The following is a 12,937-nucleotide window of genomic DNA, read 5'->3' on the forward strand; positions in this document are numbered from 1 at the left end:
AATTGGATGGACATCAAGACTCGCCACCTGAGCTATCAAGCCTTCTTGCACGTGCAGGGTTTCGCCATGCTGGGCATGGGTAGTATCAGCCTGTGCGGTTATCTACTCGCCGAAACTCCTAACGCTTTTAGTCTGGTGCTGCTGCCCGACAGCGCTTTAGCAGTCCTGTTGTTGGGTCTTGGTCTGTTGGGCTGCGCCAATCGCCGCAACCAACTTTGCCAGCTGTTTGCAGGTCTGGTACTGGGCATTGGACTGTACAGCCTGAGCCATAACCTCCTGCTCACGGACAGCCAGCAGGGCCGCTCATTGATCAGTGGCTTCCTGCGCATCCGCAGCCCTACGGCGCTGCTGTTCTGCCTACTGGCTCTTGGCCTGCTCAGCAGCCAATTGGGTACTTGGGGTAAGCGCCTGAGCGTTGGGTTGGGGCTGATGGTGATCGGCCTCGCCGGCCTCTCGCAACTGGCTCCCACGGTAACGGCCCTCAGCGCTTGGCGCCTGGGGTTCAACCATGACGTGAATAACCTGGCCAATCTCTTCAGCCTGAGCATGGGGCTTGCCCTGTTCTGCCTCAACGGACTGCCCGCTGAACGTGAACACCTGCTGGATCGCCGGACCCTGCTCGCGGGAGCCCTGGGTACCCTACTCACCTGTAGCAGCTGGTACCTGCTGGGCCTGCAAAACATCGAAGCGAGTCAGCGACACAGCACGCTGTTGCTGTCTGAGCTGAGTGGCGCCATCGAGCGTACATTCTCTGCCCATCTGCTCTCCATCCAACGCATGGCCGAGCGCTGGCGGATGGACGGCCGTCTACCCAGCCCAGCTAAATGGCAGCAGGAATCCAGTGGCTATTTGCGCGACTTTCCCGACATCACCCTGACCGCCCTACTGGACGAGCAACTCCGCCCCCAGAGGTTGTTCAGCCGCAATCTTGCCGAAACAGACTGGCTGCAGCATCTACTCAGCCAACCCCGTCAGCGCGACTGGCTACGACGCGCTGCCCCGGCGTGGCAATCACGCCTGAGTCCAGCACTCAACCTGGACGCCCGACACAACAGCCTGATTGCCATCCCCCTGAACTTGCCCGCCAACCCTGGCTGGACCCTGGTCGCCAGCCTCAACCTGACTCGCATACTGAAGGACGTGCTGGGCGCGCAACCGCAGGGTTTCAGCATGCGGCTCTACGAAAATCAGCAGTTGCTGTTCGACTCGGCCCCTCAACAACCCATGGCCTCGCTCAACCAGGTAGGCCAGCAACTGCTGCATACTCCGGGCAGCAAAACTTGGCGCCTGGTCAGTTACCAGAACCTCGATGCCGCCACACAGGCCTCAAGTCTTCTCCCCAGTCTGGTGATGCTGTTCGGCCTGACTTTCAGTTTTTTCATCATGCTCAGCCAACGTCTCGGACGGCTGGCCATCGAACACTCGCGCCACCTGCACCTGGTCAACCGGGCACTGGAAGCCAGCCTGCATCATCAAGATAACCTGCAGGCACTGAACCAGCGGATCATGGATTTTTCCATGGACCTACTCTGCTCCATCGACGAAAACGGCCATTTCACCCAGGTCAGCCCCTCGTCCGTCAGCGTACTCGGCTACCCGCCAGACGAGCTGATCGGCCGCCCTTACCTGAGCTTTGTAGTGCCTGAAGACCGGCAGACTACTCAAGCGACCGTCCAGGCGATGATGGCAGGCGAGGAGCACCAAGACTTTCGTAACAGCTACCAACGCAAAGACGGCAGCATCGTGCAGCTGCTCTGGTCCGGCGGCTGGTCCGAGAATGATCGCACCCTGTTTGCCGTAGCACATGACATCACTCGCCTGGTGCAGAACGAGGCCTACGCCGAGGACCAGCGCGATATCCTCGGCATGATTTCCACCGACCAGCCGCTGGCGGATACCCTCAAGGTCATCTGCCAGGTGACCGAGGTCCAGTTACCCGGCACCTACTGCTCGGTGCTACTGATGGACAAGGAGCAGCAACACCTGTTGCTCGGTGCCGCGCCGAACCTGCCGCACAGCTACTCACAGGCTCTGCACGGGATGAAAGTCGGTGCCGCTGCCAGCGCTTGCAGCACCGCGGTTCAACGCCGCCAGCTGGTGATAAGTAACGACATCGACGGCGACCCGCTCTGGCAGGATTACCGTGCCCTAGCCCTCGGTCATGGCTTGCAGGCCTGCTGGTCGATTCCACTGATCTCCCATCAAGGCGATGTACTGGGCACCTTTGCCATCTACCATCACGAACCCAAACAACCGGACGACGAGCAGCTGCAGCTGATCGGTACAGCCGGCCAGCTGGCGGCCATCGCGATCGAGCGCCAGCATGACCGTCTGCGCTTGCAGGTGAGCGAGCAACGCTACCGTTCGCTGTTCACCTTCAACCCCGACCCTGTGTTCTCCTTCGATCTGGATGGCCAGATCGAGAGCCTGAACCAGGCCGGCTGTCAGCTCTGCGGTTACAGCGAGCAGGAACTGCTCGGACAACCCATGTCGTTGCTGCTGCACAACGATGAGCTGGAGGAGTTCCGCAACCACCTCAAAGCGGCCCGCGAGGGTGGCACCCAGCGATACGCCATCCGTTGCAAGCACCGCGACGGACACTTGCTGGAGCTGGACCTTACGACCCTGCCGATCATCACCAACGAGCAGATTGTCGGGGTGTTCAGCATCGCCAAAGACATCAGCGAACGTAATCGAATGACCCGCGCACTACGCGAGGCGCTGCAACACTCCGAACGCCAGGCCGAATTGCTGCGTGGCATGACTGATACGGCGGTGAACATCAACAGCCTCGTGGACAGCCAGCCGTTACTGGACTATCTGAGCGAGCGACTGCGCCTGCTGATTGGCAGTCACCAGGCCAGCGTCAGCCTGCTCTGGGGCACTGACAGCCAGATCATCCATGCGCTATCGCTCTCGGAAAAATATGCCGGCTGGCAGGAGTGCAATAGGCCAATTGACGACAGCACTATTCGTGCCCTGGTGCGCAACACCGAGCAGCCGGTACTACTCGGCCAGGCAGAGCTGGAAAGTCACTCTCATTGGCGCGAACAGGCCGAGCTAAACGTCAACCTCCCGCCTATGCGCGGCTGGCTGGCCGTACCTATGAAGGACTATGCCGGTAACAACCTGGGGCTGCTGCAACTGTCTGAAAAAAACACCGGCGAGTTTGATCAGGATGACCTGGCCATCACCCAGCAGTTTGCCCAGATGGCCGTGGCGGTGCTCGAAAATAACCGGCTGATGCGCACGGTGATAACGGGCGAACAGCGCTTGAAGACACAGCTGGACTTCACCTCGGCGATCACCAACAGCATCGCCGAGGGGTTGCTGGCAATTGACGGCGAGGGTCACCTGAACTTCATCAACCCAGCCGCCGCCGCACTGCTCGGCCAACCTGTCAGTACGCTGCTCGGCCAGCCACTGGTCCAGCACTTGCCACTTCCGCTCGAACAGACACAGGGCAGAGGCAGCCATCACGGCGAGCTGAGACTGCCACAAGGCGCACAAAGCGAGCGCTATATTGCCTATGACAGCGCGCCCCTGCTCGACGACGATGGGCCACAAGGTTGGGTGGTAGCGTTTCGCGACATCACCGCACACAAGGAGGCGGACAAGCAGCTACGCCTGCTCCAGCGTAGCCTGGAGGCCAGCTTCAACGGTGCCTTGATCTGCGATGCACAGGCCGATGACATGCCGATCATCTACGTAAATCCGGCATTCGAGCGCATCACCGGCTACAGCGCCGCAGAGGCACTGGGACGTAACTGCCGCTTCCTGCAGGGCGAAGCACGCGAGCAGCCGGGGATCGGAGAAATCCATCGTGGCCTCGCCCTGCAACAAGACGTGCATGTGGTGCTGCGCAATTTCCGCAAGGACGGCACGCCATTCTGGAATGCTCTGTACATCGCTCCGGTACCTAATGAACTCGGCGAAGTTACCCACTTTATTGGTGTGCAGAACGATATTTCCGAGCAGAAACGCTTCGAGTCCGAACTGGCCTACAACGCTAGCCATGATGTACTCACCGGTCTACCCAACCGCTCACTGCTGGAAGACCGCCTGAGCCAAGGCTGTCGGATCAGCAATCGCTACAAACGTAACCTGGCGGTGATGTTCATCGACCTGGATGGTTTCAAACCGATCAATGACACCCTGGGTCACATCGTCGGCGACCAGATACTGGTCGAAGTGGCGCGACGCCTGAACCTGCAGATCCGTCCCGGTGACACGGTTGCGCGGCTGGGCGGCGACGAGTTCATTGTCATCCTGCCGGACCTGGCCCGCGAAGAAGATGTCTTGCTGGTGGCCGACCGGATAGTCGAGAGCCTCGCCCGCCCGTACCAGCTCACGCACGTCGAGCAGCACATCACCGCGAGCATCGGCATCACCCTGAGCGATGGCAACATCGAGCAGCCGATGCAACTGATTCAACAGGCCGACCTGGCGATGTACAAGGCCAAGCAGCAAGGCCGTAACAACTATCAGTGGTACACCGAAGATCTCAACCAGAAGGTCAGCGAGCGCGTTACCTTGCGCAATGAGTTGCAGAAGGCAATCGAAACCGAGGCCTTTCAGCTGTATTACCAACCGCAGATCGACGGACGTAGTGGCCGCGTCGTGGGTTACGAGGCCCTACTGCGCTGGCACCATGCCGAACGCGGCTTCATTCCACCGGCGCAATTTATTCCGGTGGCCGAAGATACCGGGCAGATCATTCCGCTCAGCGAGTGGGTACTGAACACCGCCTGCCGCGCAGCCCGTTCGCTCGCCGATCAGGGATTCAACGGCGCAGTGATGGCGGTGAATGTCTCGCCCGTACAGTTCCAGCGGGCCAACTTCGTTGAACAGGTGCGCAGCACACTGGAGCAGACGCTGTTGCCAGCCGAGTTGCTGGAGCTGGAAATCACCGAAACCGTACTGCTGGATAACGCAGAAAAAGCCATCTGCACTCTGCATGCGCTGAAGGAGCTCGGCGTACGTATTTCCATTGATGACTTCGGCACTGGTTTCTCCAGTCTGAATTACCTCAAGCGCCTGCCGATCGATAAGGTCAAGATCGATCGCTCCTTTGTCCAGGAGGTCATCAGCGACCGCCACGACTCCGCAATCACCCAGGGCATCATCTCCATGGCCCACCACCTGAAGCTCAAGGTACTGGCCGAAGGCGTGGAGACCGAGCCACAACTCGCCTTCCTGAAAAAAAGCCGCTGTGACGAGTTCCAGGGCTACTACTTTGCCAAACCCATGCCGCTGCCCCAGCTGGAGGGTTTCCTGCACCAGCAGCATGAGGAGCTCAACGCGCAACAGCAGAGCCGCACGCCGGACAGCCACGCGCAAACCCTGCTGTTACTCGATGACGAAGAAAACATTCTGCGGGCCTTGACCCGCGTGCTGCGGCGCGATGGCTACCAAATCATCACTGCCAGCCGCGCTCAAGATGCCTTCGCTCTGCTGGCCAAACACGATGTGCAGGTCATTCTCTCGGATCAGCGGATGCCTGAGATGAACGGCACCGAGTTCTTCAGCCGGGTGAAGAGCCTCCACCCCGAGACCATCCGCATCGTACTGTCCGGCTACACCGACCTTAAATCGGTGACCGACGCAATCAACCAGGGCGCGATCTACAAGTTCCTCACCAAGCCCTGGGACGACGAACACCTGCGCACCAGCATCGCTCAAGCCTTCCAGCATCACAGCCTGGCTATGGAGAAAGACGGCAACGCCCGGCCCGCGGATGAAGAACAGACTTAGGGGCCTGCCGGTGAGGGTCTGGCAAAGACAATATCGCACCGCCCTATTCAGCTCTGCCGAACGGCCATCGGCTACCGCGCGGTTTACCTCACCGCGGTTAGCGCGGCAGATCCTCAAGAGTCAGATCCAGACTCAGACGCGCCTTGCTCAGCAGTTCGTCGATCTGCGCCTCAGTGATCACCAGCGGTGGGGCGATGATCATGGTGTCGTCTGCGGCGCGCATAATCAGGCCATTGTTGAAGCTATGGTCATGACAGAGTTTGCCGGCACCCAACGCACTCGGGTAACGCGTACGACTGCGTTTGTCCTTGACCAGTTCGATGGCGCCGAGCATGCCCAGGCCGCGCACCTCACCCACCAACGGATGGTCGGCCAGCTCGCGCAGGCGTCTCTGCAGATAAGGCCCAGTCTGATCACGCACCCGCTCGATGATGCCCTCCTCTTTGAGAATGCGCAGGTTCGCCAGCCCCACGGCGGCGGCCACCGGATGACCGGAATAGGTGAAGCCGTGATTGAAGTCACCGCCCTGGCTGATCACCTCGAACAGTTTATCGCTAACGATCAAACCACCCATGGGCACGTAACCGGAGGTCAGCCCCTTGGCGATGGTCATCAGATCAGGCGCAATGCCGTAGTAGTCACTGCCGAACCACTCGCCGGTGCGACCGAAGCCGCAGATCACTTCATCGGCGATGAACAGGATGTCGTACCTGGAGAGGATCTCGCGGATACGCGGCCAGTAGCTGTCCGGCGGAATGATCACCCCGCCGGCGCCCTGGATCGGCTCGGCGATAAAGGCCGCGACGTTGTCCTCGCCCACTTCGAGAATTTTCTTTTCCAGCTGGTCGGCAGCCCAGATACCGAACGCCTCGGGGCTCATGTCGCCGCCCTCGCCGAACCAGTACGGCTGGGGGATGTGTACGATGCCCGGAATCGGCAGGTCGCCCTGCTCGTGCATCTCCTTCATGCCGCCCAGGCTGGCGCTGCCCATGGTGGAGCCGTGATACGCGTTGTGGCGGCTGATGACGACTTTCTTGTGCGGCTGGCCCTTGGTTGTCCAGTAGTGGCGAACCATGCGCAACACGGTGTCATTGCCTTCCGAGCCGGAGCCGGTGAAGAACACATGGTTCATGCCCGGCGGGGCGATCTCGGCAATCGCCTTGGCCAGTTCCAGAGCCGCTGGTGTGGCGGTCTGGAAGAAGGTGCTGGAGAACGCCAGCTCGCGCATCTGCCGGCTGGCCGCCTCGACCAGCTCTTCGCGACCGTAGCCGACGGCCACGCACCACAGACCGGCCATGCCGTCGAGTATCTTGTGCCCTTCGCTGTCCCACAGGTACACACCTTCGGCTTTGGTGATAATTCGCGGCCCGTTCTCCGCCAGCTGTTTGTAGTCACTAAAGGGGGCGAGATGATGCTCGCGACTCATGGCCTGCCATTCACGGGTCTTGTTGTTAAGTACGGCATTACTCATCTCGCCTCCTTGTGAGGAAAATCGATGGACAGCTAGCTCAGAGATACCAGCGGTATTCGCGCGGGCTGATGGCGTGCATGAAGGCCTGGTGATCTTGTCGTTTGTTCTCACAATAGACCATGACGAACTCCGCCCCCAGACCCTGGCTGACCACCGGGTGGTCGGCCATCTGGCGCACAGCCTCCAGCATATCCTTGGGAAAGTCGATACCGCTGTTGCGGTCCTCATTTAACGGCGCAATCGGCTCGCCCCCCGCTTGCAGACCGTACTCAAGACTGCACAACAAGGCTGCCAGCACCAGATAGGGGTTGGCGTCGGCACCTGGTAGACGAAACTCGATGCGCAGGTTGTCCACGTCCGACTCCGGGATGCGCACGCTGGCGTCACGGTCTTCATAGCCCCAACTGGCGCGGCTGGCCGAGTTGACCATGGCACCGAAGCGACGATAGGCGTTGTGATTCGGCGCATAGATGGGCATCAGGTGCGGTAACAGCTCCAGGCAGCCGGCCACGGCATGCCGTAGGGGGCGCTGCTCATCCTGCGCCAGCAAGTTGCGTCCTGCTGGATCGTACAGGCTGATGTGTACGTGCATGCCGCTGCCAGGATATTGCAGATAAGGTTTGGCCATGAAGCTGGCACGTTGGCCATGCTTGAGCGCTACGCCGCGCGTGCTGCGACAGAACAGTGCCGACCAATCGGCGGCCTGCATCGGGTCTTCACAGTGACCGAAGTTGATCTCGAACTGTCCGGGGCCTAACTCGGCGGTGATCACCGTGGCGTCTATGCCCTGCAGCCGAGCCGTTTCAACCATATCGTCCAGCATCGGGGCGAAGCGCGACAGGCGCTCAATATGCATATTGGGCTGGTCGTCGAGATCGCCACTCAGCTCATCACGCGGAAACTGCGGCAGTCCTTTTTCCAGCGCCTTATCGAACAAATAGAACTCCAGCTCGAAGGCCACCACCGGACAAATACCCTTTTCGCGCAGGCGCTTGACCACCCGTGCCAGCACTTCGCGCGGATCGAATTCGATTGGCGCCTCGGTACCGTCGGAACTGATCAGCATCTGTCCCAGCGGCTGCGCTTCCCAGGTCACCGGCTTCAAGGTGCCGGGAATCAGTCGACGTGGCGCATCCGGGTCGCCATCGTGAAAACAGTACTCGCCGATTTCGTAGAGGCCACCCTGGGCGCCGAGCAGCACACAGTTTTGCGGCAGTTTAAGAGCGCTGCCGGCGGCGACCTTTTCCAGCATCTCCACCGGGTAGCGCTTGCCGTAGAAGTGCCCCGGAATGTCCAGACAGATCAAGTCAACGAAACGTACCTCGGGATGGTTCTTGCGAAAGGCGCGAACCTCAGCCAGCACGTCGGGAAAGACGGCGTTCATGAATAGTTTCCTTGCAGGAATGGATAGGTTGATCAGGTGTAAACCCAGAGCACGCGGGTAGGTTTGTCGCTCTGATTGGCGTAGCGACATTGGGCATAGCTGGGCACCTGGAAGGCATCGCCCACGCGCAAGGTCGCGCACTCCTCATCCGCGCCGACCCAGAGGGTCAACTCCCCCTCCAGGACATAGCCGCCCTGCTGCGAACGGTCACTCATCTGCCGCTCGCCACTGCTGGCACCTGGTTCGAGCAGGCTTTCGAGCATGGAAAAGGCGGCCGACATTTTCGGCGAGGCGAGAATGTCGGTAATGCCGTTGGCGAAGTACAGGGTGCGCCGCTCCTCGGGGCGAGTGACCCAGGGCAGCGCCTTGGGTTTTGGCAGGCTGTAAAAATAGGTGGTGGGTACATCCAGCGCCTCACTGATGGCGGTGAGGTCGGCCACGGTGGGCCACGACAAGCCACGCTCGACCTGTGACAAGAAGCCCACCGAGCGCCCGATACGTTCGGCCAGATCGCGGAGGGTCATTTTCTTATGCTTGCGCAGGTCATGAATGAGGATCGCCAGCGCCGCTATTTCTTCTTGCTTATCCATGGTCATTGCCCTTGTCAGATGAAGTCACGCAGCCGGTACCAGGCCTTGCCCAGCGCTTCCAGTGGAGCGGCCAAGCGCTCGCCCCCCGGGAACACTGGATTGCGCAGACTTTGATAAAGCTTGAGGTCGTCGTCGTTCCCCAGAATCGCATCGGCCACCGCCCGTGCGCCGGCCAAGGTCGGCAGCACGCCGTGCCCGGAGTAACCCTGTAGCCAGTAGCGATCGGCGTCGCAGCCGATATCCGGGGTACGCTGCAGACTGATGTCGAGGTGCCCGCCCCAGGCGAACTCCAACTCGACCCCGGACAACTGCGGGAACACCCGTTCGAGGAAGGGCCGGGTAGCGGCAGCCATATCCTTGGGTAAACCGCCCAGATAGCTGCAACCGCCGCCAAACAACAGGCGGTTGTCCGGAGTCCGGCGAAAGTAGTCGAGCACGAACTGGTTATCGGTCACGCAGACATTGCGCGGCAGCAGCGCCTCGGCCTGCTGAACCCCCAAAGGCGCAGTGGCGACCTGATAGTTGCCCACCGGCAAGATACGCCGCGCCAGGTCTCGGTCCAGTCGGTCGATATAAGCGTTACAGGCCAGCACCAATACCTCTGCCTGTACGCTACCGCTGCCGGTTTCTACCCGGTAGCCAGCGTCATTCTGTTCATAACGCAGCGCCCGGCTCTGCTCATGGATAGACCCGCCCGCGCGCTCAATGGCCTCGGCTAGACCCAGGGCCAGTTTCAACGGGTTGAGGTGGCCACCCAAAGGATCGAAAAGTCCAGCCTGATAACGCTCGCTGGCCACCCACTCGGGTAGCTCCTGGCGGGGCACGAAACGCAACTGGTCATGCCCCCACTTATGACCGGCCTCCTTCTGCCATTCATGTAGAAGTGCCACCCGGCGCGGCATCACCGAGGTCCATAAATGACCCGGTCGATAATCGCAATCGAAGCCATGCCGCTCAGGCAGAGCGCGTATCTCATCGGCGGCCCAGCGCATGCTGTCCCATAGCCTGCGCGCGCGCTCCAGACCCAGTGCTTTCTCGAGAGGTGGCATATCGCACGACCAGCCGAGAATCGCCTGTCCGCCATTCCGCCCGGAGGCCGCCCAGGCAACTCGACTGGCCTCGAGCAGGATTACCCGTTTGCCAGCCAACGCCAGACGTAACGCGGTGTGCAGGCCGCTAAAGCCGGCACCAATAACCAGCACTTCGGTGTTCTGTGCGCCCCGCAACGGTTGGCGTTCGCACAGCAGTTCTCGGCAGCTAGCGGAATAATACGTACGGAGATGCTCAGTTGATTGCTGGAACATAGATACATGAACTTATTTATTAATAATTTCATGAAAAATTATATGATTATGTTCATGCGCGCAAGTCCGATTTCAGCAGACAGTCCGCACGAGCACCTACCATCAGGATTCAGGCCTGCGAGTACGCCCCAATGTGTAGCCGCGAAACCATTCGCTCTGCGCCTATAAGCCCATCTGCTTGCTGATGATCTCGTTCATGATCTCCCGCGAGCCGCCGCCGATCGACAGGATGCGGTTGTCGCGATAGAGCCGTTCGACAAGGCTTTCGCGCCATAAGGGCCCAAATGCCGGAGCGCGCTGGAGCGCCTNNGATGATCTCGTTCATGATCTCGCGCGAGCCGCCGCCGATCGACAGGATGCGATTGTCGCGGTACAGCCGTTCGACCAGGCTTTCACGCATATACCCCATGCCACCCATGATCTGCACCGCGTCATAGGTCAGGCGATCGGCTATATCGGTGGCGAAATTCTTGGCCATGGAGATTTCCTTGATCACGCTCTTGCCTGCAGCCATTTTCGCGGCCTGGCGATAGGTGAACTCGCGAGAGACTTCCAGTTGCGTGGCCATTTCTGCCAGCCGGTGCTTGAGCACCTGAAACTTGCCGATGGGTTTGCCGAACGCCTCGCGCTCCTTGGCCCAGTTCAGCGACTCTTCCAGCGCCAACTGGGCGGTCATGTTGGCCATGATGGCCAGCGACAGCCGCTCGCTCTGGAAGTTGGCCATGATGCAGGCGAAGCCAGCGTTCTCCATACCGATCAGGTTTTCCAGCGGTACGCTGCAGTCATCAAAGAACAACTCGGCAGTGTCCGAGGCCCACCAGCCCATCTTCTTCAACTTGCGCCCGACGCTGAAGCCAGGCGTGCCCTTCTCGATCAGCAGCAGACTTATACCGCCAAAGCCATCGCCGCCAGTACGCACTGCAACGGTAAAGTAGTCGGCGCGTACGCCGCTGGTGATAAAGGTCTTGCTACCGGTCACCCGATAACAGTTGCCGTCGCGCACCGCGCGAGTCTGCAAATGGGCCACATCAGAGCCGCCGGACGGTTCGGTCACCGCCAGGGCCATGATCTTCTCACCAGCCAGTACTTGCGGCACGATGCGATCACGCAACGCCGGCTTGCCCCACTTGAGCACCGGCGGCAAGCCGATATCCAGAGAGCCCAGCCCTGCCACCAGGCCTCCTGAGCCGGAGCGCATCAATTCCTCACTAGCAGCGACCTTGGCGAACAAATCGCCCTCATGACTGCCGCCAAAACGCTCCGGGTAACCAATGCCGAGTATCCCGGCGGCACCGGCCTTGAGGTACAGATCGCGAGGGAATTCCTCGGCCTCCTCCCACTCGTTGATCTGCGGGAGGATCTCCCGCTCAACAAAGCGCCGCACCGAATCGCGCACCAATTGATGGGATTCGTCGAAGTATTCCTGGAAGGCGGACATGGCAAGACTCCTGAGCAAGTCAGACGAACTTACCGAGCGCTTGCTTGGTTTTCAAGACGATACATCGGCCATAACAGCGGACGATACGCAACATATCAGCCACTACCTGGTTCTACCGCCCAGGATTGGCGGATATTCCACCCTGAAGTGATGCTGATAACCCTGTGCACTCACAGGCAGTGAACGACACCCACTCGTTTCCAGCCAAAGAGAGGAAGCACCCCACTGAGCACCTGAAACATCACTAACAATGAAGTTTCGCTAACAGGTCTTCGCCAGAGTCAGAGACCGATTGGCCGACGCCCGGCCAACGCATGTGCCAAGGTGCCGCCGTCGACCAACTCCAGTTCGCCACCGAGCGGCATGCCGTGGGCGATACGCGAGGCGATCAGCCCCTTGTTGGCCAATAACTGGGCGATGTAGTGCGCGGTTGCCTCGCCCTCTACCGTCGGATTGGTCGCGAGTATCACTTCACTGAAGCCGCCCTGCTTGATGCGCGCCAACAGTTCGGGAATACCGATCGCTTCCGGGCCCAGACCATCGAGGGGCGAGAGGTGGCCCTTGAGTACAAAATAACGGCCGCGATAGCCCGTCTGCTCCACCGCATATACATCCATAGGCCCCTCTACCACACACATCAGGCTGTCATCCCGGCGTGGGTCGAGGCACAACTGACAGACCTCGTCTTCACTCAGACTGCGACATTGTTTGCAGTGGCCAACCCCCTCCATCGCCTGGGTCAAGGCCTGGGCCAAACGCAAAGCGCCACTGCGATCACGTTCAAGCATCTGCAACGCCATGCGCTGGGCCGTCTTCTGCCCGACACCCGGCAGGATACGCAAAGAATCGATCAGTTGACGGATCAGTGGGCTGAAACTCATGGGGGATACTCGATGACAGCAGAGTGATGGAAACGCCTGCGTTACCCTTCCGCCCTACTGGCTGACCAGCAGAGCAGTGTGTTCAGGCGGCGTGCAGGGCAAGGCGCCGTCGGGC

At 60.2% G+C, this 12,937-nt stretch carries 6 protein-coding genes and 1 pseudogene; 1 reads left to right on the forward strand and 6 read right to left on the reverse strand.

Annotated elements, in window-relative coordinates; genetic code table 11:
• The first annotated feature begins 6 nt into the window (after positions 1 to 6).
• Positions 7 to 5,754 (forward strand): EAL domain-containing protein, encoded by a 5,748-nt coding sequence (locus tag TMS3_RS16810; RefSeq protein ID WP_025166448.1) that lies wholly within the window; start codon positions 7 to 9, stop codon positions 5,752 to 5,754.
• Positions 5,755 to 5,851: 97 nt separating this feature from the next.
• Here the strand turns inward: TMS3_RS16810 and TMS3_RS16815 are convergent, their stop codons facing one another.
• From TMS3_RS16815 to recR, 6 genes and pseudogenes are all read right to left on the reverse strand, one after another.
• Positions 5,852 to 7,225, reverse strand: coding sequence for an aspartate aminotransferase family protein (locus tag TMS3_RS16815; RefSeq protein WP_025166449.1), 1,374 nt, complete (start codon positions 7,223 to 7,225; stop codon positions 5,852 to 5,854).
• A 37-nt stretch (positions 7,226 to 7,262) separates the two neighbouring features.
• The gene (locus TMS3_RS16820) at positions 7,263 to 8,609 is read right to left on the reverse strand and encodes a glutamine synthetase family protein (protein ID WP_025166450.1); all 1,347 of its coding nucleotides are present in this window, start codon (positions 8,607 to 8,609) and stop codon (positions 7,263 to 7,265) included.
• Positions 8,610 to 8,641: 32 nt separating this feature from the next.
• Positions 8,642 to 9,199, reverse strand: a complete 558-nt coding sequence (locus TMS3_RS16825) for a helix-turn-helix domain-containing protein (protein ID WP_025166451.1) — start codon at positions 9,197 to 9,199, stop codon at positions 8,642 to 8,644.
• Between the two features lie 14 nt (positions 9,200 to 9,213).
• A complete protein-coding gene (locus tag TMS3_RS16830) occupies positions 9,214 to 10,503 on the reverse strand; it encodes an NAD(P)/FAD-dependent oxidoreductase (RefSeq protein WP_025166452.1) in 1,290 nt (429 codons plus the stop codon).
• 310 nt (positions 10,504 to 10,813) lie between these two features.
• Positions 10,814 to 11,941 (reverse strand): annotated as a pseudogene (locus tag TMS3_RS16835) (acyl-CoA dehydrogenase family protein); the annotation flags it as partial.
• Between the two features lie 281 nt (positions 11,942 to 12,222).
• A complete protein-coding gene (recR, locus tag TMS3_RS16840) occupies positions 12,223 to 12,822 on the reverse strand; it encodes a recombination mediator RecR (RefSeq protein WP_025166454.1) in 600 nt (199 codons plus the stop codon).
• Positions 12,823 to 12,937 lie beyond the last annotated feature (115 nt).

Origin of the sequence: Pseudomonas taeanensis MS-3 (assembly GCF_000498575.2) — a bacterium.
In the GTDB taxonomy this organism is placed as follows: domain Bacteria; phylum Pseudomonadota; class Gammaproteobacteria; order Pseudomonadales; family Pseudomonadaceae; genus Aquipseudomonas; species Aquipseudomonas taeanensis.